We start from the raw sequence: 22,757 nt of genomic DNA, 5'->3' as shown, positions 1-22,757 counted from the left end.
GTCAGCCCGCCACCCGTCGCGTACCGCATACCACCGGCATACCTGATGGATCATCAGCTGTCGCCAGGTCTACCTCAGGAATTTAAGATCAGTACACGATCCGCTGGCTCGACGGCCACGCGGCCCACCGCCTGGCCGGCGCGCCCAAGCCGGTGGGACCACCGCGCTACGGCATGCCGCGCGCCCGCCACGAGGCCCGCCTGTGGCTCCGTACGCTCCTGGCGGCGGCTGTGGCGTGCGCGCTGCTCCAGGGCGCGGTCTGGTACGTCGGCGACGACGGGGACATCTCGTCGCTGCGGGCCTTTCAAGGGGCGGCGCTCAGGGCCGTCGGCATCCACGGACTGGTCGCCCTCGCGTACTTCGTCTGGCCGAAGAAAGCCCCGGCCGTCCCCGAGAGGGACCACCGGGTCGCGGCGTCGAAGGAGTCGAAGGAGTCTAGGGAATCGAAGGAGGAGGTCAGGCGATGAGCCAGGCGACGAAGAACCTGCTGGAGGGTGTCGTCACCCTCGTGACCGGCCTGCTGCTGTGGCTGTTCACCGACGGAGTGGAGACGCCTGTCGTCACCCTGACGAATGTCGGGGTGGTCATGATGTGCCTCGGCGGCGCGCTTGTCGCGACGGGCCTGTACCAGGCGGCCCGTACATCGGCCGGCCGTTAGGGCCTCAGCGCTCCCCGCCCGGCACCCAGAGCACGTCCCCCACATCCTTGTTGGCCGTGCGGGCCAGGATGAACAGCAGGTCCGACAGCCGGTTGAGGTAGGTGGCGGTGAGGGGGTTCATGACGTCCCCGTGGGCCTCCAGCGCCGCCCACGTCGAGCGCTCGGCCCGCCGTACCACCGTGCAGGCCTGGTGCAGCAGCGCGGCACCGGGCGTACCCCCCGGCAGAATGAACGACCGGAGCTTCTCCAGACGCTCGTTGAAGCGGTCGCAGTCGGCCTCCAGCTTGTCGACGTAGAACTGCTCGACGCGCAGCGGCGGGAACTCGGGGTTCTCGACGACGGGGGTGGAGAGATCCGCTCCGACGTCGAAGAGATCGTTCTGTACGCGGGTGAGGACCTTGACGACCTCCTCGTCCAGCCCGCCCAGTGCGATCGCCGTGCCGATCACCGCGTTCGCCTCGTTGGCGTCCGCGTACGCCGCGATGCGCAGGTCGGTCTTGGGTACTCGGCTCATGTCACCGAGGTTCGTGGTGCCCTGGTCGCCGGTCCTGGTGTAGATGCGCGTCAGATTGACCATATGGCCAGCGTAGTTACGTCCCGGCCGTCCGGCAGCACGGGGCGGCACGGGTCCGGCAGCCGGGCGAGAAGGCGCTCAACTACGCCGTACGGGCGCCGGAATGGGTGCTGCCGGTGTGATGTCCGTCATTTGAGACGTGACGCGCATTACTAACCGGTCACACGGCGCCTCACGAGCGCTAATGTCCGCCCGAGAGGCAATACGTCAACAGCGTGTACCAGGGGAGTCGCACAGTGGCACGGAAGCTGGCCGTCATCGGCGCCGGGCTCATGGGGTCCGGTATCGCACAGGTCTCCGCGCAGGCGGGCTGGGATGTTGTCCTGCGCGATGTCACCGACGAGGCGCTCACCCGTGGCACCGACGGGATCAAGGCCTCGTACGACAAGTTCGTCGGCAAGGGCAAGCTGGGGGCGGAGGACGCCGAGGCCGCCCTGGCCCGGATCACCGCGACGACCGACCTCGACGCCGCCGCCGACGCGGACATCGTCGTCGAGGCCGTGTTCGAGAAGCTGGAGGTCAAGCACGAGATCTTCCGCGCGCTCGACAAGATCGTGCGGGACGACGCCGTGCTCGCCTCGAACACGTCCGCCATCCCGATCACCAAGATCGCGGCCGTCGCCGAGCGCCCGGAGCGGGTCGTCGGTACGCACTTCTTCTCGCCGGTGCCGATGATGCAGCTGTGCGAGCTGGTGCGCGGCTACAAGACGAGCGACGAGGCCCTCGCCACCGCCCGCGAGTTCGCCGAGTCCGTCGGCAAGACCTGCATCGTCGTCAACCGGGATGTGGCGGGGTTCGTGACGACCCGTCTCATCTCCGCGCTCGTCGTCGAGGCGGCCAAGCTGTACGAGTCGGGCGTCGCCACCGCCGAGGACATCGACCTCGCCTGCAAGCTGGGCTTCGGCCACGCGATGGGCCCGCTGGCCACGGCGGACCTGACCGGCGTCGACATCCTGCTGCACGCCACCGGCAACATCTACACCGAGTCCCAGGACGAGAAGTTCGCCCCGCCGGAGCTGATGCGCCGGATGGTCGACGCCGGGGACATCGGACGCAAGAGCGGACAGGGCTTCTACAAGCACTGACGTCACGGCGGCACGGGCGTCACTTTGAACCGTACGCGACTCTCGGGTATCACCCCTTGAGGTGAATTCGGTATCGGTTCGCTCACAGACGGCAACCTGACCGGCCCCCACGCCGTCAGACGTTGCATCACCTGAAACACACCGGCCAACGCAGAGTACGAGACGCACTCACGGGAGCGCTTATGTACATCAGGGGCGACCACGCCGAGCTGGTCGTCGGGGGCCGCCTCGACGTACGCAGCGCGGCGGACGCCCGTACGGTCCTGCACTCGGCCGTCGACGACGGAGCCGGCGACCTGGTGCTCGACCTGTCAGAACTGGACTCCTGGGACGCCACCGGACTCGGCGTGATCATGGGGGCCCACCGGCGGGCGGGGAGGTGCGGACGGCGGCTGGTGCTGCGCGACGTACCACCCCAGATGCAGCGCCTGCTGGTGGCCACCCGGCTGCACCGCATCCTGGCGATCGAGGGGGGTATTGGCGTGGAGTCGCTGCCGCGGGTGTGAACGGGGGGCCGGGCTCGCACGTATGACTCGGCGGGCTGACGTGATGTGTGTGGGGTGCCGTCGCTCCATGGCGCGAAATGCGCCTCACTCGCAATTCTCACGAGACTGTGATGTCCCGGGCGGCGCGGTACCCCGGACTGTCGGCGATACTGTGCGAAAGTTTAAGGTTTGGCTGCCCGCCGCCAGCAACCCTCGAGCGGGCACCGGACCAGAAGCGACAGCGCAGTGTGCGGCAAGGCCGGGAGGGTAACCCAGGCACACGACGCTTTTGGGGGCTAGGACCAATGGACCCGACGAACCGGGAACCCGAAGAGAGCGGCCACGACGACGGCCGGGCGCCTCGCCCGCGCCCGCCACGTGATTCCCTGCGTGATTCCCTGACACCGGATTTCGGCCAGCCGACTCCGGCGCTCGCCCGTACCGTCCAACTCGTCTCGGGCGACTTCCTGCTCACCGTCAACCCCGTCGACGGCAGCGAGATAGAGAACTGCCCGCCCGGCGAGCTGCCCGTGCGGCCCGTGAAGTACACGGCTCAGGAGCGCGCCGAGACCGCCCGCGCCGCGCAGCCGCCCGTGCCACCGGGGCCGACACTGCCCCGGCTGCCACTGGTGGAGCGCGACGAGGAGCGTCAGCGGCTCGTCAGGTGCCTCGCCCGCGGCCGTTCCGTACGCCTCGTCGGCGCCGCGGGCTCCGGCCGCACCACGCTCCTCGACGCCGTCGCCGAGGACTGCGCGGACCTGGCGCCCGACGGCGTCATCCGTCTGAGCGGCTTCGGCCGTACGGCGGACGACCTGCTGCACGACCTCTTCGCCGCCGTCTACAACGTGCCGCTGTTCCGGCCCGGGCACGACCAGTTGCTCGAAACGGTGCGGGAGATCGGCGCCGTCGTCGTCCTCGACGACCTGGAGTTCGGCGGCCCCGCACTCGGCGAACTGCTCGACGCGACCCCCGAGTGCGCCTTCCTGATCAGCGCGGCCCTCGACGTACCCGCGCCGCCCGCCGACGCGCACCTCGAAGAGGTGGCCCTCGGCGGCTTCGACCGGGCGGGCAGCCTGGAGCTGCTGGAGCGCGCCGTCGGGCGGGTGCTCGGCGAGGACGAGTCGAACTGGGCGGGCGACCTCTGGTTCGAGTCCGAGGGCCTGCCGCTGCGGTTCATGCAGGCCGGGGCGCTGCTGCGGCAACGCGACCGGCTGCGGGCCGGCGCGGACGCCTTCGACGAGTACGGCGTCTTCGAGGAGGCGCCCGTCGACGCGCCCTTCGACGCCGGGGACGGCCACGACGTACCGCTGCCCTCGCTCGCCGAGGGGGCCGCACCCGCCTCGCTGCTCGCCTCCCAGCTCAGCCCGTCGGCGCGCGAGACCCTGCGCTTCGCCGTCGCGCTCGGCGGTGAGGTGCCGCACCAGGCCCACCTGCCCGCGCTGGTGGGCGACACCCACGCCGACGCGGCCCTGGCCGAGCTGGCCGGCTGCGCCCTGGTCTCGCCGGTCGGCTCGCGCTACCGGCTCGCGGCCGGGGTGCAGGCCCAGCTGGAGGCCGCCGGATACGCGGACGGCGCCGAGGAGCGGGCCGTCACCGCCGCCCAGCACTACGCCTGGTGGGCCGGACACCCGTCGGTCACACCCGAGCGGGTCGCCGCCGAGGCCGACGCCGTGCTCACCGCGCTGGCCGTGCTCGTGCCCCTGACGACACCGCCGGGCGAGGACGAGGAGAGCGCCGCCGCCGTCCAGCTGGCCCGGCAGGCGGCGCCCGCGTTCGCCGCGGGGCTGCACTGGAGCGCCTGGGAGCGGGTGCTGCGGGCAGGCGCCGAGGCCGCGCGGCTCGCCGGTGAGGTCGGCGAACAGGCCTATTTCCACCATGAGTTGGGCATCCTCGCGCTCTGCAGCGGGCAACTCGACCGGGCCCGCGCCGAGTTGGAGGCGTCCATCGGGCTGCGCGGCGCCCTCGCCGACAAGCGCGGCACGGTCGCGGGCCGCCGTGCCCTGGCCCTGGTCGCCGACCGCTCCGGGGCGACCCCGCCCGGGGGCCGCACGGCCGCGGGCGAGGAGGTCCCGGACGCCCGGCACGAGGAGTCGGCGCCGCCCCCCGGCGGCGTACCGTCCGGCTTCGTCCCGACGACCTTCACCCCGCCCTCGGGCAACGCCCCGGCCCTGATCACCCACCACAGCGAGCCCGGGGCCGCCCGCAAGTCCGCCGGTCCCGTCAAGGGCCTGGTCGACAGCGCCCGGCGCAACCTGGCCGCCGTGGGTGCCGGCGCGCTCCTGGCCGCCGTCCTGGGCACCGTGGTGACCCTCGGCGCCACCTCCGACAGCGCCGAGCCCCCGCCGTCCAACAGCGTCGGCGTCGACCCCTCGGCCACCCCCGGCATCAACGACGGCGGCCTGGGCGCGGACCCCGCGGAGCGGGGCGGTGAAGCGGGCGGTGACTCCGGCGGGGACGGCGACGGCGACGTGAGCGTGGCGAGTACGCCCACGGATCCGGGGGCGGACGGGGAGCACGGCATGTCGGACGATCCGACGCCGTCGCCGTCGGGCGGCGGGCCTTCTGACGACCCGAGTGGGACTGAGAAGCCGGACGATCCAACGACATCGCCGACCAAACCGCCCGCGACGTCGCCGTCAAGCCCTCCTACACCGTCGGACACGGATTCTGAGACTGAGGAACCGCCCGACGAGACGACACCCACACCCACGCCGACACCCACGCCGACGCCCACACCCACGCCGACCGAGAGTGAGTCCGAGCCGGAGACCTCCACCACGGCTAGCGAGCCCGTGACGAGTCAGCCGGTCTCCAGCGAGCCCGCGGCGTCCAGCAGTCCGGCGAGCGCACCGGAGAACAGCGCGGATGCGCCGAGCGGGTCGGTGATCTGAGCAGAGCCGAGGGCCGGGTCCGTCGCCGGACCCGGCCCTCGGTCGTGGCCGTACGGGCGTTGCCGCCCCTCAGAACAGCCGCAGCTTGTCGTCCTCGATGCCGCGCAGGGCGTCGTAGTCGAGGACCGTGCAGCCGATGCCGCGGTCGGTGGCGAGGACGCGGGCCTGGGGCTTGATCTCCTGGGCGGCGAAGACGCCGCGGACCGGCGCGAGGTGCGGGTCGCGGTTCAACAGCTCCAGATAACGCGTGAGCTGCTCCACGCCGTCGATCTCGCCGCGCCGCTTGATCTCCACGGCGACGGTCGCGCCCTCGGCGTCCCGGCACAGGATGTCGACGGGGCCGATGGCGGTCATGTACTCGCGGCGGATGAGGGTGTAGCCCTCGCCGAGGGTCTCGATGCGGTCGGCGAGCAGTTCCTGAAGGTGTGCCTCCACGCCGTCCTTGATCAGGCCGGGGTCGACGCCGAGTTCGTGTGAGGAGTCGTGGAGGACTTCTTCCATCGTGATGATGAGCTTCTCGCCCGCCTTGTTGATGACGGTCCAGATGCCGTCCTCGTCCCCGGTGCCCTCCTTCAGAGTGCAGGGCGGCGACATCCAGTTGAGGGGCTTGTAGGCCCGGTCGTCCGCGTGGATCGAGACGCTGCCGTCCGCCTTCACCAGGATGAGGCGGGGGGCCGAGGGGAGGTGGGCGGTGAGCCGCCCGGCGTAGTCCACGGAGCATCGGGCAATGACGAGACGCATGGTCGGCAACGCTACTCGACTCATGTGGGTGTACGCGATTCGCCCACCCCTTGGGCCCCACTGCCCGGCGCGAGGGACCACAACTCTCCGTAGGGCGCACATCGGCGCTCGTCGGGCACCCGGCATGTGCCGCTGGCAACCACCGTTCAGCAATGGCTGATTGTGTTCACAAGGGGCCTCCACTGTGCGCGCTTCCTCCTGGTGCGGTCACCGCCGGTTGCTTAACGTATATGCCGGAGGTCGCGGTGCGTATACACAGCGTGTTCGGTATCGCGAATTCCCCGCCCCGTCCGTCAACCCCTGCTGCCGTGGGGGTGCGAGAGGAGAACCCATGTCGCTCGACGTCTCACCGGCCCTACTCGAACAGGCCGAGCGAGGCGAGGTCGACGAAGCCGCCTTCGTCGACTGCGTCCGGACCTCCCTGCCCTATGCCTGGGAGATGATCAGCTCCCTGGTGGCCCAGCTGAAGGTCGACGGCGGAAGGTTCGCCGACAACCAGACGCCGCCGCCGGACGAGCAGGCACGTGGCCAGCTGCTGCGTGCGCTCGCGAGTGACGCGATACGCGGTGCGCTGCAGCGGCACTTCGGTGTTCGGCTGGCCTTTCAGAACTGCCACCGGGTGGCGGTGTTCCCGCTGGACGACTCGGTGGACGACACGCTGGCGCGCTTCACCTCGGTCCGCAGTCAGCTGCTGAACCAGTCGCCGGAGTTCCGGGACTGCTGAAGCGGTGATGCCGCATGCTTGCCGCCCCGTCCGCGGGAGGTGCATTCAGGTACCGGGGCGGCAAGCTCCCGCCGTTCGTCTGCGGCGGCCTTTGTGGGGACGGTTGTTCGGTCGGTGACGGGTGGGTCACAGGGGCTTCAGCCGAGGTGAGGAAGTACCTCGGCGCCCAACCGCCGTACGTTCTCCTCCGTGGCGGCCAGGTCCCCCGACCCCTCGACGAGGAGGGCGAACCGTGAGACGCCGGTTCGCTCGGACGTGGCGGCCAGCCGGTCGGCGCACAGACGCGGGGTCCCCACCGGGTGCAGCCCGCAGAGGAGTTCGGTGTACGCCACCGGGTCGCGCATCGCGCGGTCGCGGCCGTCGATCGTGACATGGGCGTCCAGCCCCTGCATCAACCACCCCGGCATCGCCTTGGCGAGTGCCTCGACCGCGTCGATACGCCGGTCGGCGATCTGGCAGACGCCGGCCGAGACATGGGCGGCAGCGGCGATCTCGTCTCCCGAACGCCCCGCCGCACGAGCGCAATCGCGCCACATTGCCACCATCTCGGCCTTCTCCTCGTCGCCGACGTGCATCCCCAGCAGCATCGACAACCCACGCTCGGCCGCGAGCCGGACGCTGGCGGGGGAGGTGCAGGCGACGACGACCTCGGGCCCGGGGGCGTCGCTCAGGTCCTCCGACGGGCGCGGGACGACCGGGACTTCACGGAAGCTGAACCGTTCCCCCTCGGCCGCCACCGACGGTTCGCGCAGCCAGCGCACCAGCAGATCGAGTGACTCCGGGAACCCCTTCTCGTACGCCTCGATCCCCGCCCCGAACACCTCCAGGTCGACCCAGGGACCCCCGCGGCCCACGCCCAGCGAGAAGCGGCCGCCGGAGGTCACATGCAGGAGTGCGGCCTGCTCGCCGAGGGTGACGGGGTGGGTGGTGGGCAGGACGCTGACCGCCGTGCCGACCCGGATGCGCCGGGTGCGTCCGAGCAGTAACGCGGCGAGTGTGATCGCCGACGGGCACGTCCCGTACGGCACGAAGTGGTGCTCGGCCAGCCATACCGAGTCGAGCCCCGCCTCCTCGGCGACCTCCGCCGACCGCACCGCGCGGTGCAGCGCCTCCCCTTGGCCCTGTCCCGGGAACTGGGCCGCCAGTACAAAACTTCCTACGTGCATCGCACTTCCTGCTTTCTCGGGCTCCGACCCGGAGCTCCCCCACCCGGCATAACCGCGTGACACGTGCCGAAGACACGGCCTTGCGAGGAGATTTGCGGATTGTCTGGAGAATGCGCCGGGCGGGGTGGGTGCGGAGAGGTTCTGAAGCGGTTCCTGAGGTACGGCTACCCCTGGTGTCGCCCGCGTAGGCTGGACGGCAGCCCGTGCTCTCCGCGATACCCCCGTGAGGTGTTCTGTGTCCCCGCGCCGCAACCGACCCAAGGGCGCCGGTTCTTCGTCCGGCCGGAGTGCGTCTACGGACACCTCCGACCGGCCCGACCGTTACGGCGGCTGGCAGTCCACCGAGTACTGGCGGGGCGAGGACTGGAACGTACGTCATGTGGCGGGCGCGAGTGCCCAGGGCAAGACGTACCGCTGCCCGGGCTGCGACCAGATGATCCCCTCCGGCATGCCGCACGTCGTCGCCTGGCCCCAGCACTCCGGCGTCGACGACCGCCGCCACTGGCACAAGGCCTGCTGGAACGCGAAGGACCGCCGCACCTCGCGGGTGCAGCGGTCCCGTAACGCACCACGGTTCTAAGCGGCCTTGGCGAAGTACGATGCGGTACCGCGCCCCGTACGGGGCACGGGGCTGTATCGATATGCGGCTCCGCCGCGTGGGCGCGACCAGCCACGACGGGCCCGCAGGTGATGCACCGGACTTCCAGCGGAGCGTTTGGCCCGGGTCAGACGTCCCGGCGCTCCAGCAGTACGAACGCGCCGATGATGGCCGCGGCCGTCACGCCCGCGAGCAGGACCAGTTGGGGGCCGCCGGTCCCGCCTTCCTCGGTGCCCAGGGAGAAGATCTGGGCGAGGGAGTTGGGGGCGTTGTAGTCCAGCATCTTCTCGCCGATCGTGCGCATGCTCTCCGAGATCAGCAGGAACGCGGGCAGGATCGCGGGCACCAGGACGACACCGAGCATCGCGGTGATCGCGCCCGCCGAGTGCCGCAGCATCGAACCCACCGCGAGCGCGAGGACGCCGAGCAGCGAGACGTAGAGGGCGCCCTTGACGACCGTGCCGCCCCACGGGACCTCCGACGAGCCGCCGTGCATGCCCGACGTGAACAGGCCGACCAGCCCGATGGCGAAGGCCGACACCACGAACGCGACGACGAAGAAGATCAGCAGCTTGGCGGTGAGCACCCGGTGCCGCTGCGGCGAGGCCGTGAACGTCGTACGGATCATGCCCGTGCCGTACTCCGACGAGATCACCAGCACGCCCAGTGTGATCAGGCAGATCTGCCCGAGGACCAGACCGAAGAAGGCCGGGATGGTGTACGGGACCTCGGCGTAGTCCCCGGCGGTGGTCTGTACGGCGACGAGGAAGCCGATGCCGATGACCAGGAGCAGGAAGATGCCCAGCGTCCACATCGTCGAACGGACCGACTTGATCTTCGTCCACTCGGAGGCGAGCGCGTGCCCGAGGTGGGTGCGGGTCACCGGGATCGGGGAGGTGTACGAGGCGCCGGGCGCCGCCTGCCAGTCGGGCGCGGGCTGCTGGGTCACGGGAGGCTGGGGCGTGCTCATCGGGCGTCCTCGGGCTTGTTCAGGTCGGCGGGCGCGGGGGCAGGAGCGGCGGGGGCGGCGGGAGCGGCGTACGGGTTCGGCGCGGCCGGAGCCGGGGCGCCGTACGGACCGGCCGGCGGCTGGCCCTGGGGCATCGTGAAGGGCTGGCCGCCCTGCTGGGGCGGCGGCGGGGCGTACCAGCCCGGCTGGCCCTGCCCCGGAACCGGCATCGGCGGCTGCGTGCCGGGCGGCAGCGGTTGCTGGAGCCCGGACCGCTGGTCGATCGTCGAGCGGTAGTCGACCGCGCCCTGTGTCATCCGCATGTACGCCTCCTCCAGCGAGGCCTGGTGGGGCGACAGCTCCCACAGGCGTACGTCGGACTCGTGCGCGATGTCGCTGATGCGGGGCAGCGGCAGCCCGGTGACGCGCAGCGCGCCGTCCACCTCGGGGAGCACGTGCCCGCCCGCCTCGGTGATCGCGGTCGTCAGCTTCTCGCGCAGCTGCGGCTCGGTGTCGGGCGTGCGTACGCGCGCGAAGTCGGCGGAGTTGGCGGAGATGAAGTCCGTGATGGTCATGTCGGCGAGCAGCTGCCCGCGACCGATCACGATGAGGTGGTCGGCGGTCAGCGCCATCTCGCTCATGAGGTGGGAGGAGACGAAGACCGTACGGCCCTCCGCCGCGAGGGACTTCATCAGGTTGCGCACCCAGAGGATGCCCTCGGGGTCGAGGCCGTTGACCGGCTCGTCGAAGAGCAGCACCTGAGGGTCGCCGAGGAGCGCGGCCGCGATGCCGAGCCGCTGGCCCATGCCGAGCGAGAACCCCTTGGACCGCTTCCGGGCCACGTCCTGCAGACCGACGACACCGAGCACCTCGTCGACACGCCGGGCCGGGATGCCCGACAGCTGCGCCAGGCAGAGCAGGTGGCTGCGGGCGCTGCGGCCCCCGTGCACGGCCTTGGCGTCGAGCAGGGCGCCGACCTGTCGGGGTGCGTTCGGGAGCCTCCGGTACGGGTAGCCGCTGACTGTCACCGACCCCGCCGTGGGGTTGTCCAGGCCGAGGATCATCCGCATCGTCGTCGACTTGCCCGAGCCGTTCGGCCCGAGGAAGCCGGTGACGGCGCCCGGCCTGACCTGGAAGGAAAGGTTGTACACGGCTGTCTTGGCGCCGTAGCGCTTCGTCAGGCCGACTGCCTCGATCATGCTCCGCACCCATCGAAAGGTTCAGGACGTCGGGGCGCACGCCCCCGTAAGAGTTAGGAGGATATCGGGGCGCCGACGGTTCCAGTCAAAGGAAAGTAAAAGTGCGCAGGTCAGGCAGGGGAAGCGCACCGATCTTTGTCAGGAACGCGTCGTGCCTGGTCAGGGGCGCGCGGGGTGCCGACTTCCGGTCCGGTACGCACGGACGGCGACCCGTCCGGCGACGGCAGGGCGCCGCACCCCCGCGACACGGGCAACTCATCCCCGTACACCGGCAATGCGCCCCGCACCGTCCCCCGAGCGGAGCGTCTACGCATCCCGTCTCTTGAGGAGCACATACCCCCCGGCCAGAGCCCCCACCACCCACAGCACCATGATTCCCAGCCCGCCCCAGGGCCCGTACGGCGTGTCGTTGTCGGTCGGGGTGACCACCTGCATGATCTTGCTGCCGGCCTGGTCGGGCAGGTAGCGGCCGATCTTCTTCGTGGCGTCGACGTTGCCGAGGATGCTGGAGATCAGGAAGAAGAACGGCATGAGGATGCCGAGGGAGAGCATCGGGCTGCGGAGCATCGCCGCGACGCCCATGGAGAACAGGGCGATGAGGGTCATGTAGAGCCCGCCGCCGATGACGGCGCGCAGGACCCCGGGGTCGCCGATCGAGGCCTTGTGCGAGCCGAGCATCGCCTGCCCGAGGAGGAAGGCCGCGAAGCTGGTCGCGAGGCCGACCACGAAGGCGAGCAGCGTCGCCACCGCGAGCTTGCTGAAGAGGAACGTGCCCCGCTGCGGGACGGCGGCCAGGGACGTACGGATCATGCCCGTGCTGTACTCGTTCGAGACGACGAGCACCCCGAACACGATCATCGCGAGCTGACCGAGGCTCATGCCGGCGAAGCTGATGAACGTCGGGTCGAAGGAGAGCTGGTCCCGCCGGCTCAGGTTGTCGAACTCGTTCCTCGACAGCGCCGAGATCAGCATGCCGAGCGCGAGGGTGACGACCACGGCGAGGGAGAGCGTCCACACGGTGGAGGCCACGGAACGGATCTTGGTCCACTCGGACCGGATCACCTGGGTCGCCGCCATGCTCAGGCCCCCTTCTTCCAGCCGTCGCCCCACTCCTGAGGCGGAGCCCCGGTGTGCGCGTGGTACTCCACCGACTCGGCCGTCAGCCGCATGAACGCCTCCTCCAGCGAGGCCTGTTGGGGGCTCAGCTCGTGCAGCACGATGTGGTGCCGCGCGGCCAGCTCGCCGATGTGCTCGGGCTTTCCGTTGTCCACTTCGAGCACGCCGCCGCCCGTTTGGACGACCGTGATCCCCGCCCCGTACAGCGCATCGAGCAGCCCTTCCCGCTGCGGGGTGCGGATACGGACGTACGACCGTGAGTTGCGCCGGATGAATTCCACCATGGAGGTGTCGGCGAGCAGCCGGCCCTGGCCGATGACGACGAGGTGGTCGGCGGTCAGCGCCATCTCGCTCATGAGGTGGGAGGAGACGAAGACCGTACGGCCCTGCACGGCCAGGGATTTCATGAGGGTGCGGATCCAGTGGATGCCCTCGGGGTCGAGGCCGTTGACCGGCTCGTCGAAGAGCAGCACCCGGGGGTCGCCGAGGAGCGCGGCCGCGATGCCGAGCCGTTGGCACATGCCGAAGGAGAAGCCCTTGGACTTCTTGCGGGCCACGGCGGTCAGGCCGACGGTGTCGAGGACCTCGTGCACGCGGGCCCGGGGGATGCCGTTGCTCTGGGCGAGGCACAGAAGGTGGTTGAAGGCGCTGCGGCCGCCGTGGACGGCCTTGGCGTCGAGGAGGGCGCCGATGTACTTCAGCGGGTCCCTGAGCCGGTCGTAGTGCCTGCCGTCGATGCGGACGTCGCCCGCGGTCGGCCGGTCGAGGCCGAGCATCATCCGCATCGTGGTCGACTTCCCGGCGCCGTTCGGCCCGAGGAACCCGGTCACGATGCCCGGTCTGACGGTGAACGTGAGGTGGTTGACCGCCATCTTCTCGCCGTACCGCTTGGCCAGCCCCTCGATCTCGATCATGTGGCCACGCTAAAACGTGACAAAGCCCCCTGCCACCGGAAGCGGCAGGGGGCTTCGCACGGGGATGTGCTCAGGTGTTACCGGGACTGCTGCGCCGGAACCCCACGGGTGATCGGCTCGTCGTCCCCGGCCGGCTGGCCGGCCGCGGCCACCGCGGCGCCCGTGAGCGTCGCGAGCATCTCGCGGACGTTCGTGAGCTGGGCGTTGATCGAGTCGCGGCGGTTGGTGAGGGCGGCCAGCTCGCGCTCGGATTCCGAACGGATCCGGTCGGCCTTGGCGTTGGCGTCGGCCACGATGTCCTCGGCCTGGCGCTGAGCCGTCTCCACCGTCTGGCGGGCACGGCGCTCGGCGTCGGTGCGGAGCTTCTCGGCCTCCAGGCGGAGCTGCTCGGCGCGGTGCTCGATCTCGGCGAGGCGCTTCTCGGCCTTGGCCTGACGCGAGGCGAGGTCGCGCTCGGACTGCTCGCGGCGCTTGGCGAGGTTCGTCTCGAAGTCGGCGGCGGCCTGCGCGGCCTTGGCGCGGGTCTCCTCGAAGAGGGCGTCGGCCTCCTCGCGCTTGGACTGCGCGTCCTTCTGGGCCTCGGTACGCAGCGCGGAGGCGTCGCTCTTGGCCTTCTCGACGATCCGGACGCCCTCGTCCTCCGCCTTGGCCTTGCGGTCCGCGGCGAACGACTCGGCGTCGTTGCGCACCTGCTGGGCCGCGGACTCGGCGAGCTCGCGGTGCTGCTCGGCAGCGCGCCGGGCCTCCTCGCGCAGGTCCTTCGCCTCCTCCTCGGCGAGGCGGAGGATCTTCTCGACGCGGGCGCCGAGGCCGGCGTAGGACGGCTCGGCGTCGGTGACCGCTGCCTGGGCGTTCTGCGTTTCGAGGTGGAGTTCCTCGATGCGCTTCTCCAGAGCGGTGATGCGGGCGAGAGCGCTGTCACGGTCGGAGACGAGCTTGGAGATACGTTCGTCCACCTGAGCGCGGTCGTATCCACGCCGCACAAGCTCGAAGCCGTAGGGGGAAGTGTCGCTCATGGGGTTCCTGTCGAATGAGACCGGTGAGGTGATAGGTGGAATCCTAGGGGGCGAAGCGGCGTGTCATCGAGCAGATGCGCGTTTGATCTGGAGAATGACACCCCTTTTGAGTGGCGAAGCGGCGGAAAGCTTGCCAGAAACGTTGTAAACGAGGTCCCCGGCAAGCACGGATCGGCCCTTCTGGCTAGCTGTCTGACGCTTTGCCACCCGATCGGGTCGCACCCGCGGCGGCGCCCGCCTTGACGCCTGAGTCCTTGCCGCTCGACGGAGCCTCAAAAGACTCCAACGCTTCCAGCACGTCCTGGACACGGGAAATCTCCGCATTGATGTCCTCGCGGCGCCGCACCAGGACCTCCAGCTCGCGCTTGCCCTCCTCGACCGTGCGCCTGGCCTCGCGGACGGCCTCGGCCTTGAGCTCCTCGGCCTCGCGGATGAGCGTGTTCTTCTTCTGCTCGGCCTCCTTCAGGAGACCCTCGGCCTTCTTCACGGCGGCGATACGGACCTTGCCCGCCTCGGAGTTGGCCTCCGAGACCAGATCCTTCGCCTTCGCCTGAGCCTTCTCCAACTGCTCCTCGGAGGCCTTGATCAGCGCGTCGCAGCGGTCGCCCGCGTTCTTCATCGTCTCGGTGGCCTCACGGCGGGCCCGCTCGTGCAGTTCCTCGATCTCGGACGTGATGCGGTCGCGCAGCTCCTCGGCGCGCTCCCTTATCGCGGTCGCGTCCCGGCGCGCGCCGACCAGCAGGTCGTCGGCGTCCGTACGGGCCTTCTCCACCAGGGAGTTGCCCTCCACGGTCGCCTCCGAGACCAGCCGGTCGGCCTCCTTGCGGGCCGCGCCGACCATGCTGTCGGCCTGCCCCTCGGCGTCCGCGGTGGTCTTGTGCGCGTTCTGCTGCGCCTCCGAGAGCAGCTTGTCGGCCTCGGCCGCGGTCTCCGTGATCAGCTTGTCGACCTGCTCGGCCGCCTCGGAGCGCCGCTTGTTGGCGTCCTTGCGGGCCTCGTCCAGCGTCCGGTCGGCCTCCTCGCGGGCCGCCGTGGTGACCCGCTCGGCCTCGGCCAGGGCGTCCGCCTCGACGCGCTCGGCCTCGGCCCGGACCCGCTCGGCGTGCTGCCGCGCGGAGCCCACCGTCTCGGCCGCCTCCGCGCGCAGCCGCTCGGCCTCGCTCGTCGCGTCCGAGACGAGCCTGTCGGCCTTGGCGACGGACTCGGTCCGCACCCGCTCGGCCTCGGCGGCCGTCTCGTTCGTCAGCCGCTCCGCCTCGGCCGTCACCTCGGTGATGAGGGTGTCCGCCTGGGTCGCCGCGTCCGAGCGGATGCGGTTGGCGTCCTCGCGGGCGTCCGCCCGGGTGCGCGACGCGTCCTGCTCGGCCTGGGCGATGGTGTCCGACGCCTGGGTCCGCACCCGCTGGGCATGCTCCGAGGCGTCCGAACGCACCCGCTCCGCCTCGGTGATCGCCTCCGCGACCGTGCGCTCGGCAAGGGACTTGGCGGCCTCCGACTCCTCGGACGCCTGCCGCCGGACACGGGCCGCGTCCTCGGCGGCCCGCTCCCGCTCCGCGTACGCGTCGGCACGGACCCGGTCCGACTCCTCCTGGGCCTCCCGCCGCGTACGGTCCGCCGCGTGCTCGGCGGCGCTGCGCAGCCCGGCGATCTCCTCCTGGGCCTGCTCGTGCAGCCCGGCCACGGAGTCCCGTACCTGCTGGGCGTGCTGTTCGGCGGCCGACACCATCTCGGTGGCCCGCCGGTCCGCCTCCTCGACCAGCCGCAGCGCCTCGGCCTCGGCCTCCTCCACCCGCTTGCGCGCCGAGGCCAGCAGCTCCTCGCTCTGCTCGCGGGCCCGCTCGCGCTCCTGGTCGGCCTCCTGCCGGGCGGAACCGAGGAGCTCCTCGGCCTCACGGCGGCGCCGGGCGGCCTCCTCCTGCGCGGCGGACAGCGTCTCGGCGCTCTCGGCCGCCAGCCGCTCGGCCGCGGCCTGCGCCTCGCTGCGGATCCGGTCGGCGGTGTCCTGCGCCTCCGCCTTCAGCCGCTCGGCCTCGGACGCCGCCTCGGACCGCAGGCGTACGGCGACGGCCTCGCCCTCGGCCCGGGAGGCGGACGCGTCGGAGGCGGCCTCGGTGCGCACCCGCTCGGCCTCGGCCTCGGCCTGCGCCTGGAGCGTACGGATGCGCTCGGCGGCCTCGGACCGCAGCCGGTCGCCCTCCTCGGCGGCCTCGCGGCGGATCCGCTCGGCCTCCTCGCGGGCGTCGGTGAGCGCCTGCTCGGCCGAGGTGAGCCGCTGCTCGGCCTCGGCGCGCAGCCGGTCCAGCTCCTCGGCGGCCTCCGCCTGCCGGGCCTCGACCGCGCGCTCGGTCTCCTCACGCAGGTCCCGCGCCGCCTGCTCGGCCTCTTCCCTGACCGCCTCGGACTGCTCGACGGCCTCCGCGCGGTGCCGCTCGGCCTCCTTGCGGGTGCGGTCGAGGGTCTCCTCGGCCTGCCGGCGCAGCGTCGTGGCCCGCTCGATGGCCTCGGTGCGGACCTTCTCGCTGTCCGTCGTGGCCGTCGTACGCAGCTCATCGGCATCGGCCTTGGCCTTGGCGAGCAGTTCCTCGGCGGTCTTCGCCGCCTCCTCGATCTGCTGGACGGCTTCGCGCCGGGCCTCGGAGCGGATCTTCTCGCCCTCGGCGACCGCGTCCGCCCGCAGCTGCTCGGCCTCGCCGCGCAGCCGGCGCGCCTCCTCCTGCAGCTCGACCGTCTTGGCGCGGTACTCCTTGGTGTCGTCCTTCGCCGCGCCCTTGAGCTGCTCGGCGATGTCGTGCGCCTCCGCGCGCAGCCGGTCGGCCTCGGCCTCCGCCTCGCTGCGGATCCGCTCGGCCTCCTCGGCGGCGGCCTTGGTGGTGTTCTTGGCGTCCTCCGACGCCTTGTTGAGGACGTCCTCGGCGGTCTTGGCCGTCTTGGCGAGCTGGGAGGCGGTCTCCTCGGCGGTGATGGAGCGCGCCTTCTCGGCCGCCTCGGCGAGGAGCTTCTCGGCCTCCGCCTTGGCGTCCGCCACCACCTCCTCGGCGGACGCCTTGGTGGCCTCCGCCTCCTTGGTGGCCTCGCCGACCAGCCGGGCGACCTGTTCCTTCGCCGTCCGCGTGCGCTGCTCGTTCGTCGACTCGGCGCTCGCCAGGGCCTTGGCGGCGGCCTCCTTCGCCTCGGCGACCACCTTGTCCGCCTCGGCCCGTGCCTCGCGCAGCGCCGACTCGGCCTCCGTCATCCGCTGCTCGGCGGCCCGGCTCAGCTCGGAGGCCTGGCGGCGGGCGCTGTCCGACTCGGTGGCCGAGGACGAGCGCAACTGCTCGGCGTGCTCGGTGGCCTCCTGGGCCTGCGTGGAGGCCGCGTTCAGCAGCCGCTCGGCCTCCGCGCGGGCCCGGCGCAGGATCTGGTCGGCCTCGGACCGGGCCGCCTCCGCGTCGCCCTCGACCCGCTGCCTGGCCTCGGACGCGATCCGCTCGGCCTCGGCGCGGGCGGCGGCCAGCGCCTGGTCGGCCTCGGCGCGGGACTCGTCGAGGAGACGGCGGGCCTGCTGCTCGGAGCGGGCGCGCAGCTGCTCGGCCCACGACACGTTCTCGTTGACGTGCGACTCGACGGTCTGCCGGCGCTCGGCCAGCTCCTGGTCCAGCTGCTGGCGGCGGGACACGGCCTCCGCGTGCAGCTCGGCCTGCAGCCGGGCGGCCTGCTCGGCGTGCTCCTGGAGGATGCGCTGGGTCTGCGCGCGGGCCTGGCTCAGCTCGCGCTCGGCGTCGGCGCGCAGCTGGTCGGCCTGCATCTGGGCGTTGCGGAGCATCTGCTCGGCCTGGTAGCCGATGTCGGACCCGTCGAACGCGGGCCGGGACATGAGGGTGCGGCGCGCCTCGTGCAGCTTGGCGCGCAGCACCTCGACCTGGTAGCCGAGGTCCTCGGCGTGCTGAATCGCCTTTTCCCGCTCGGTCTTCAGCCGCTCCATCTCGGCCTCGAACCGAGAGAGGTGGTCGACGTCAGCCGCCGGCTCTCGCTCCTGGCGTTCGTAGCCCCGCACTGCGCGGTCCCATCCGTCCCCTGGTCGCAAGCTTCTCCAAACGAGCCACGTCCATCCGCCGAACGGGGCCCCCGGGGAATGGTGTCAGATCAACGGTGGGGCTGGCGCCCTCACCCTCGTCCCCCGAAACCTGGACCCCGGCCCTTGGACCCTGCCGTCGGAAGGCGACACCGAGGGAAAACCCAGGGAACGCCATCGACCGCAGGCCCATGGTCCTGTCGTCGGAAGGCGGCAGGACCTCGGCCGCCTCCCGCACGAGGTGGCGGCCGCTCCCAACCCTACCGGCCCATATGTACGCGGGTCAGTGCTCAGGTGACTCAACTGGCGCCGAAGTGACCAGTTCTGTCAGTACGCCATGGCAATCCTTGGGGTGCAGGAACGTGATCCGCGACCCCATGGAGCCGCGCCGTGGCTCCTCGTACAGGACGCGTACGCCCTTGCCGCGGATCTCGGCGGCGTCGCCGTCGACGTCTGCCGTGCCGAAAGCGATGTGGTGCACCCCCTCCCCGTTCTTCGCCAGCCACTTCGCGACGGTGGAGTCCTCGCGGGTGGGTTCGAGGAGCTGGAGGTAGGAGGCACCCCCGTCGTCCGTATTGTTGATCTTCAACATGGCCTCGCGCACGCCCTGCTCCTCGTTGACCTCGGAGTGGAACACCTCGAAGCCGTACGTGGCCCGGTAGAACTCGACTGTCTTGTCGAGGTCGAAGCAGGCGATCCCGATGTGGTCGATTCGCGTCAGCATGGTGTTAGTGCAGCGCTCCGGAGGTGGTTACGCAACGTGCGCGCGATCACACCGTCGGCCCGATGACGCGATGGACTACCCCTCAGTACATTCGAAGTAAACCCTCGTTCACTCCTCGGCTTTCCAAGCTGGAAGGGGATCGCACCTCATGTCTGGAACGAACAGCAGTACCTCGGTGATCGTCGCGGGCGCCCGTACACCCATGGGGAGGTTGCTGGGCTCGCTGAAGTCCTTCTCCGGAGCCGACCTCGGAGGCTTCGCGATCAAGGCGGCCCTCGACCGTGCGGGGATCGGTGGCGACCAGGTGCAGTACGTGATCATGGGCCAGGTGCTCCAGGCCGGGGCAGGGCAGATCCCGGCACGCCAGGCCGCGGTCAAGGCGGGCATCCCGATGAGCGTCCCGGCGCTCACGGTCAACAAGGTGTGCCTGTCGGGCCTCGACGCGATCGCGCTCGCGGACCAGCTGATCCGCGCCGGCGAGTTCGACATCGTGGTGGCCGGCGGCCAGGAGTCGATGACGAACGCCCCCCATCTGCTGCCGAAGTCCCGCGAGGGCTTCAAGTACGGCGCGGTGCAGATGCTCGACGCGATGGCGTACGACGGCCTGACCGACGTCTTCGAGAACATCGCCATGGGCGAGTCGACCGAGAAGCACAACACCCGGCTCGCTCTCGGGCGCGAGGAGCAGGACGCGGTGGCCGCCCTCTCCCACCAGCGGGCCGCCGCCGCGCAGAAGAACGGCGTCTTCGAGGCCGAGATCACCCCGGTCGAGATCCCGCAGCGCAAGGGCGACCCGGTCGTTTTCAGCCAGGACGAAGGCATCCGCGGCGAGACGACCGCCGAGTCCCTCGCCAAGCTGCGCCCCGCGTTCACGAAGGACGGCACGATCACGGCCGGTTCCTCCTCCCAGATCTCGGACGGTGCGGCGGCCGTGGTCGTGATGAGCAAGGCCAAGGCGCAGGAACTCGGCCTGGAGTGGATCGCCGAGATCGGCGCCCACGGAAACGTCGCCGGCCCGGACAACTCTCTGCAGTCGCAGCCGTCCAACGCCATCCGGCACGCCCTGAAGAAGGAGGGCCTGGAGGTCTCGGACCTCGACCTCATCGAGATCAACGAGGCTTTCGCCGCCGTCGCCGTCCAGTCAATGAACGACCTTGGTGTTTCCACGGAAAAGGTGAACGTCAACGGTGGCGCGATCGCCCTCGGGCACCCGATCGGCATGTCGGGCGCCCGTCTCGTACTCCATCTCGCCCTGGAGCTGAAGCGCCGGGGTGGTGGCGTCGGCGCGGCCGCGCTGTGCGGTGGCGGCGGGCAGGGTGACGCGCTGATCGTGCGGGTACCCAAGGCCTGAGAAGCCGTACTTCGTACGTCTCCACTCGGGTCTACTCGGGTCTACTGGGATCTATTCGGATCTATTCGGATCTACTCGGAACGGAGCTGTGATGCAGGACGTCTCCACACTGGTGGCCCAGGCGAGGGAGGGCCGGCCGCGGGCCGTGGCCCGGCTGATCTCCCTGGTGGAGGGGGCGTCCCCGCAGCTCAGGGAGGTCATGGCGACGCTGGCCCCGCTGACCGGCGGAGCGTATGTGGTGGGCCTGACGGGATCACCGGGTGTCGGCAAGTCGACATCGACGTCGGCGCTGGTGACGGCGTACCGCAAGCAGGGCAAGCGGGTCGGCGTCCTGGCCGTCGACCCGTCCTCGCCGTTCTCGGGCGGCGCCCTGCTCGGCGACCGCGTCCGGATGTCGGAGCACGCCTCCGACCCCGGCGTCTACATCCGCTCGATGGCGACCCGGGGCCACCTGGGCGGCCTGGCCTGGGCGGCCCCGCAGGCGCTCCGCGTCCTGGACGCGGCGGGCTGCGACGTGATCCTGGTCGAGACGGTCGGTGTCGGCCAGTCGGAGGTGGAGATCGCGTCCCAGGCCGACACCTCGGTCGTCCTCCTGGCCCCTGGCATGGGCGACGGCATCCAGGCGGCCAAGGCCGGAATCCTGGAGATCGGCGACGTCTACGTCGTCAACAAGGCCGACCGCGACGGTGCCGACGCCACCGCCCGCGAGCTCAACCACATGCTCGGCCTCGGCGAGTCCCGCAGCCCCGGCGACTGGCGTCCGCCGATCGTGAAGACGGTCGCCGCGCGCGCGGAGGGCATCGACGAGGTCGTCGAGGCGCTGGAGAAGCACCGGGCGTGGATGGAGGAGCGGGGAGTACTGACCGAACGCCGGCTGACCCGCGCCGCCGTCGAGGTGGAGACCATCGCCGTCACGGCCCTGCGCGAGCGAATCGCCGACCTGCACGGCGACCGCCGACTGGGTTCGCTGGCGGAGCGGATCGTGGCGGGGGAACTGGATCCCTACCGGGCGGCGGACGAGTTGGTGACGGGGCTGACGCGGGGCTGAGGCCGGCACGTACGCACTGAGCCCGTCGGCGTTGGAGGGCGGGTACGGCCGTCCCGAACCTCCGCCCACCCGCTGGGGGCTCCGCCCCCAGACCTCCGGGCCTTCGCCCACCCGCTGGGGGCTCCGCCCCCAGACCTCCGGGCCTTCGCCCACCCACCACCCGACTCGGTCGGCCAGGAGGCCGGCCTCGGAATGCTCCTGGCGCGGAGCTTCCCGACGCTGCGTTTCGCGATGCGGGTCGGCATCATTCGGCCGGTCCGGTGCTTGAGGGCAGGTACGGCCATCTCCAACCCCCGCCCACCCGCTGGGGGCGACGCTGCTGGGGTGCCTGCCCACGGTCGCTTCCCGGCGCCGGTCGGCAACATCCAGCCCGTCCGGCGTTTGAGGACGAGGCCCGTTCAGGGCCGAAGCGGGGTCTGGGGCGGCAGTCCCAGCGGGGTCGAAGGGGCGGAGCCCCTGGGGGTACGGCCGCAGACGTCGGCCGGCACGACGGACCCCGGCGAGGACCCGGCGACGACGCCGATGACGCGGGTGAGGGCGACTCCGACGACGGCTGCCTCCGTCGAATCCGGCGAGATCGACACGGAGACCGAGTTCACCAGCGGCACGGCCACGCTCGATGGCGAGCTCGGCGGTGGCCGTGACCGTGCGGCGGGACGGTCGGTGGGCCGTGGCCGGGGTCGCCGATGACGCGGACGGGGTGCCCGAGGGCGACCGGGAGGGGATCTTCGAGCGGGTTCGTACGCCTCGACGAGGCCCGTAGCCGTGACGGCGGCGGCGCGGGGCTGGGTCTCGCCATCGCCCGCGACGTCGCCGTACGGCACGGCGGCACGCTCACCGTCCGCGAAGCGCCGACAGGCGGAGCCCTGTTCGAACTCCGCCTGCCCGGCGCTCAGTAGCCGGGTCCGTGACCTACGGGCGTCCACGCTGACTGCGCAGATGCTCCGCGATCGGCTTGAGGTCCCTGTCGAGCTCCGCCAGGGCCTCGGGGGACAGCAGGTCGATGAAGTGCTGCCGCACAGACGCCACATGATGGGGCGCGACCTTCTTCATCGTCTCCATGCCGTGCTCGGTGAGCACGGCATACAGCCCCCGGCGGTCGGACTCGCAGTTCTCCCGCCGTACCAGGTTCGCGTTCTCCATGCGTGTGATCTGGTGCGAGAGGCGGCTCTTGGACTGGAGGGTGGCGGACGCGAGGTCGCTCATCCGCATCCGTAGGCCCTCCGACTCGGAGAGATTCACCAGGATCTCGTAGTCGTTCATTGTCAGGCCGAACGGCTGGAGGTCTCTTTCGAGCTGGTGGGTCAAAAGCCTGTTGACCTCCAGGTGGGTGCGCCAGGCGCACTGCTCCGCATCGGTCAGCCAGCGCGTGGCCGTCTCGGTCTCCATGAATGAAGTCTACCTAAGATGTTGAAAGGCGAACTAGTGAGGGTTTTGGTGCGACTTGTGTGCACACGTTCGAAGTCA

Annotated in this window: 20 protein-coding genes and 2 pseudogenes; 10 read left to right on the top strand and 12 right to left on the bottom strand. The window is 71.0% G+C overall.

Annotation, left to right across the window (positions count from 1 at the left end; translation table 11 throughout):
* Positions 1 to 92: 92 nt before the first annotated feature.
* Positions 93 to 467: pseudogene (locus ACWD3C_RS37525) on the top strand (hypothetical protein); the annotation flags it as partial.
* Positions 464 to 658, top strand: coding sequence for a DUF5708 family protein (locus ACWD3C_RS37520; protein ID WP_451151258.1), 195 nt, complete (start codon positions 464 to 466; stop codon positions 656 to 658). The pseudogene ACWD3C_RS37525 and the gene ACWD3C_RS37520, both read left to right, overlap by 4 nt.
* A gap of 4 nt (positions 659 to 662) precedes the next feature.
* Here ACWD3C_RS37520 and ACWD3C_RS37515 read toward each other — a convergent pair whose 3' ends face one another.
* The gene (locus ACWD3C_RS37515) at positions 663 to 1,235 is read right to left on the bottom strand and encodes a cob(I)yrinic acid a,c-diamide adenosyltransferase (RefSeq protein WP_451151256.1); all 573 of its coding nucleotides are present in this window, start codon (positions 1,233 to 1,235) and stop codon (positions 663 to 665) included.
* 233 nt (positions 1,236 to 1,468) lie between these two features.
* Between ACWD3C_RS37515 and ACWD3C_RS37510 the strand changes: the two genes are divergently transcribed.
* The 3 genes from ACWD3C_RS37510 to ACWD3C_RS37500 all read left to right on the top strand — a co-directional run bounded on the left by ACWD3C_RS37510 (position 1,469) and on the right by ACWD3C_RS37500 (position 5,693).
* The gene (locus ACWD3C_RS37510) at positions 1,469 to 2,317 is read left to right on the top strand and encodes a 3-hydroxyacyl-CoA dehydrogenase family protein (RefSeq protein ID WP_451151254.1); all 849 of its coding nucleotides are present in this window, start codon (positions 1,469 to 1,471) and stop codon (positions 2,315 to 2,317) included.
* A 182-nt stretch (positions 2,318 to 2,499) separates the two neighbouring features.
* Complete coding sequence (locus tag ACWD3C_RS37505; protein ID WP_020136551.1) at positions 2,500 to 2,823, top strand: STAS domain-containing protein; 324 nt, start codon at positions 2,500 to 2,502, stop codon at positions 2,821 to 2,823.
* A 284-nt stretch (positions 2,824 to 3,107) separates the two neighbouring features.
* The gene (locus ACWD3C_RS37500; protein WP_451151252.1) at positions 3,108 to 5,693 is read left to right on the top strand and encodes an ATP-binding protein; all 2,586 of its coding nucleotides are present in this window, start codon (positions 3,108 to 3,110) and stop codon (positions 5,691 to 5,693) included.
* A 69-nt stretch (positions 5,694 to 5,762) separates the two neighbouring features.
* Here the strand turns inward: ACWD3C_RS37500 and nucS are convergent, their stop codons facing one another.
* The gene (nucS, locus tag ACWD3C_RS37495; RefSeq protein WP_451151250.1) at positions 5,763 to 6,434 is read right to left on the bottom strand and encodes an endonuclease NucS; all 672 of its coding nucleotides are present in this window, start codon (positions 6,432 to 6,434) and stop codon (positions 5,763 to 5,765) included.
* Positions 6,435 to 6,765: 331 nt separating this feature from the next.
* On the opposite strand from nucS, the gene ACWD3C_RS37490 reads away from it, so the two are divergent.
* A complete protein-coding gene (locus tag ACWD3C_RS37490; RefSeq protein WP_451151248.1) occupies positions 6,766 to 7,158 on the top strand; it encodes an SCO5389 family protein in 393 nt (130 codons plus the stop codon).
* Positions 7,159 to 7,295: 137 nt separating this feature from the next.
* On the opposite strand, the gene ACWD3C_RS37485 is transcribed toward ACWD3C_RS37490, so the two are convergent.
* Positions 7,296 to 8,324 carry an LLM class flavin-dependent oxidoreductase gene (locus tag ACWD3C_RS37485; protein WP_451151246.1) on the bottom strand — a complete coding sequence of 343 codons (1,029 nt, stop codon included), beginning with the start codon at positions 8,322 to 8,324 and terminating at the stop codon, positions 7,296 to 7,298.
* A 235-nt stretch (positions 8,325 to 8,559) separates the two neighbouring features.
* Here ACWD3C_RS37485 and ACWD3C_RS37480 point away from each other — a divergent pair, with 235 nt between their 5' ends.
* A complete protein-coding gene (locus ACWD3C_RS37480; protein ID WP_451151244.1) occupies positions 8,560 to 8,904 on the top strand; it encodes an ATP/GTP-binding protein in 345 nt (114 codons plus the stop codon).
* A gap of 145 nt (positions 8,905 to 9,049) precedes the next feature.
* Here ACWD3C_RS37480 and ACWD3C_RS37475 read toward each other — a convergent pair whose 3' ends face one another.
* The 7 genes from ACWD3C_RS37475 to mce form a co-directional block, all read right to left on the bottom strand.
* Entirely contained in the window at positions 9,050 to 9,892 is an 843-nt protein-coding gene (locus ACWD3C_RS37475; protein WP_451151242.1) for an ABC transporter permease, read from the bottom strand.
* A complete protein-coding gene (locus ACWD3C_RS37470) occupies positions 9,889 to 11,070 on the bottom strand; it encodes an ABC transporter ATP-binding protein (protein WP_451151240.1) in 1,182 nt (393 codons plus the stop codon). Before ACWD3C_RS37470 ends, ACWD3C_RS37475 begins: the two co-directional genes overlap by 4 nt.
* Positions 11,071 to 11,376: 306 nt before the next feature.
* Positions 11,377 to 12,147 carry an ABC transporter permease gene (locus ACWD3C_RS37465; protein WP_451151238.1) on the bottom strand — a complete coding sequence of 257 codons (771 nt, stop codon included), beginning with the start codon at positions 12,145 to 12,147 and terminating at the stop codon, positions 11,377 to 11,379.
* Between the two features lie 2 nt (positions 12,148 to 12,149).
* Entirely contained in the window at positions 12,150 to 13,100 is a 951-nt protein-coding gene (locus ACWD3C_RS37460; RefSeq protein ID WP_451151236.1) for an ATP-binding cassette domain-containing protein, read from the bottom strand.
* A 77-nt stretch (positions 13,101 to 13,177) separates the two neighbouring features.
* Positions 13,178 to 14,116, bottom strand: a complete 939-nt coding sequence (locus ACWD3C_RS37455; protein ID WP_451151234.1) for a cellulose-binding protein — start codon at positions 14,114 to 14,116, stop codon at positions 13,178 to 13,180.
* A 184-nt stretch (positions 14,117 to 14,300) separates the two neighbouring features.
* Positions 14,301 to 18,149 (bottom strand): polarized growth protein Scy, encoded by a 3,849-nt coding sequence (gene scy / locus ACWD3C_RS37450; RefSeq protein ID WP_451151232.1) that lies wholly within the window; start codon positions 18,147 to 18,149, stop codon positions 14,301 to 14,303.
* Positions 18,150 to 18,450: 301 nt separating this feature from the next.
* Positions 18,451 to 18,891: a methylmalonyl-CoA epimerase gene (gene mce, locus ACWD3C_RS37445; RefSeq protein WP_451151230.1), complete on the bottom strand. Its 441-nt coding sequence runs from the start codon at positions 18,889 to 18,891 to the stop codon at positions 18,451 to 18,453.
* A gap of 148 nt (positions 18,892 to 19,039) precedes the next feature.
* Here mce and ACWD3C_RS37440 point away from each other — a divergent pair, with 148 nt between their 5' ends.
* Both ACWD3C_RS37440 and meaB read left to right on the top strand, forming a co-directional pair.
* Positions 19,040 to 20,242, top strand: a complete 1,203-nt coding sequence (locus tag ACWD3C_RS37440) for an acetyl-CoA C-acetyltransferase (RefSeq protein WP_451151228.1) — start codon at positions 19,040 to 19,042, stop codon at positions 20,240 to 20,242.
* Positions 20,243 to 20,333: 91 nt separating this feature from the next.
* The gene (gene meaB / locus ACWD3C_RS37435) at positions 20,334 to 21,290 is read left to right on the top strand and encodes a methylmalonyl Co-A mutase-associated GTPase MeaB (RefSeq protein ID WP_451151226.1); all 957 of its coding nucleotides are present in this window, start codon (positions 20,334 to 20,336) and stop codon (positions 21,288 to 21,290) included.
* Between the two features lie 398 nt (positions 21,291 to 21,688).
* Here meaB and ACWD3C_RS37430 read toward each other — a convergent pair whose 3' ends face one another.
* Positions 21,689 to 21,904 carry a hypothetical protein gene (locus ACWD3C_RS37430; RefSeq protein ID WP_451151224.1) on the bottom strand — a complete coding sequence of 72 codons (216 nt, stop codon included), beginning with the start codon at positions 21,902 to 21,904 and terminating at the stop codon, positions 21,689 to 21,691.
* Between the two features lie 104 nt (positions 21,905 to 22,008).
* On the opposite strand from ACWD3C_RS37430, the pseudogene ACWD3C_RS37425 reads away from it, so the two are divergent.
* Positions 22,009 to 22,189: pseudogene (locus ACWD3C_RS37425) on the top strand (ATP-binding protein); the annotation flags it as partial.
* 13 nt (positions 22,190 to 22,202) lie between these two features.
* Here the strand turns inward: ACWD3C_RS37425 and ACWD3C_RS37420 are convergent.
* The gene (locus tag ACWD3C_RS37420) at positions 22,203 to 22,679 is read right to left on the bottom strand and encodes a MarR family winged helix-turn-helix transcriptional regulator (protein ID WP_451151222.1); all 477 of its coding nucleotides are present in this window, start codon (positions 22,677 to 22,679) and stop codon (positions 22,203 to 22,205) included.
* Positions 22,680 to 22,757 lie beyond the last annotated feature (78 nt).

The sequence above is a fragment of the Streptomyces sp. NPDC002845 genome, from assembly GCF_053591955.1.
This window is presented reverse-complemented; position numbering and strand designations above follow the sequence as displayed.

What these genes read in the sequence shown, in the direction of transcription:
- ACWD3C_RS37515 (WP_451151256.1), bottom strand. Translation starts at nt 1,235, where the DNA reads ATGGTCAATCTGACGCGCATCTACACCAGGACCGGCGACCAGGGCACC.
- ACWD3C_RS37460 (WP_451151236.1), bottom strand. Translation starts at nt 13,100, where the DNA reads ATGATCGAGATCGAGGGGCTGGCCAAGCGGTACGGCGAGAAGATGGCG.
- ACWD3C_RS37470 (WP_451151240.1), bottom strand. Translation starts at nt 11,070, where the DNA reads ATGATCGAGGCAGTCGGCCTGACGAAGCGCTACGGCGCCAAGACAGCC.
- ACWD3C_RS37520 (WP_451151258.1), top strand. Translation starts at nt 464, where the DNA reads ATGAGCCAGGCGACGAAGAACCTGCTGGAGGGTGTCGTCACCCTCGTG.
- ACWD3C_RS37440 (WP_451151228.1), top strand. Translation starts at nt 19,040, where the DNA reads ATGTCTGGAACGAACAGCAGTACCTCGGTGATCGTCGCGGGCGCCCGT.
- mce (WP_451151230.1), bottom strand. Translation starts at nt 18,891, where the DNA reads ATGCTGACGCGAATCGACCACATCGGGATCGCCTGCTTCGACCTCGAC.
- meaB (WP_451151226.1), top strand. Translation starts at nt 20,334, where the DNA reads ATGCAGGACGTCTCCACACTGGTGGCCCAGGCGAGGGAGGGCCGGCCG.
- ACWD3C_RS37485 (WP_451151246.1), bottom strand. Translation starts at nt 8,324, where the DNA reads ATGCACGTAGGAAGTTTTGTACTGGCGGCCCAGTTCCCGGGACAGGGC.
- ACWD3C_RS37505 (WP_020136551.1), top strand. Translation starts at nt 2,500, where the DNA reads ATGTACATCAGGGGCGACCACGCCGAGCTGGTCGTCGGGGGCCGCCTC.
- ACWD3C_RS37465 (WP_451151238.1), bottom strand. Translation starts at nt 12,147, where the DNA reads ATGGCGGCGACCCAGGTGATCCGGTCCGAGTGGACCAAGATCCGTTCC.
- ACWD3C_RS37420 (WP_451151222.1), bottom strand. Translation starts at nt 22,679, where the DNA reads ATGGAGACCGAGACGGCCACGCGCTGGCTGACCGATGCGGAGCAGTGC.
- ACWD3C_RS37475 (WP_451151242.1), bottom strand. Translation starts at nt 9,892, where the DNA reads ATGAGCACGCCCCAGCCTCCCGTGACCCAGCAGCCCGCGCCCGACTGG.
- ACWD3C_RS37490 (WP_451151248.1), top strand. Translation starts at nt 6,766, where the DNA reads ATGTCGCTCGACGTCTCACCGGCCCTACTCGAACAGGCCGAGCGAGGC.
- ACWD3C_RS37500 (WP_451151252.1), top strand. Translation starts at nt 3,108, where the DNA reads ATGGACCCGACGAACCGGGAACCCGAAGAGAGCGGCCACGACGACGGC.
- ACWD3C_RS37455 (WP_451151234.1), bottom strand. Translation starts at nt 14,116, where the DNA reads ATGAGCGACACTTCCCCCTACGGCTTCGAGCTTGTGCGGCGTGGATAC.
- nucS (WP_451151250.1), bottom strand. Translation starts at nt 6,434, where the DNA reads ATGCGTCTCGTCATTGCCCGATGCTCCGTGGACTACGCCGGGCGGCTC.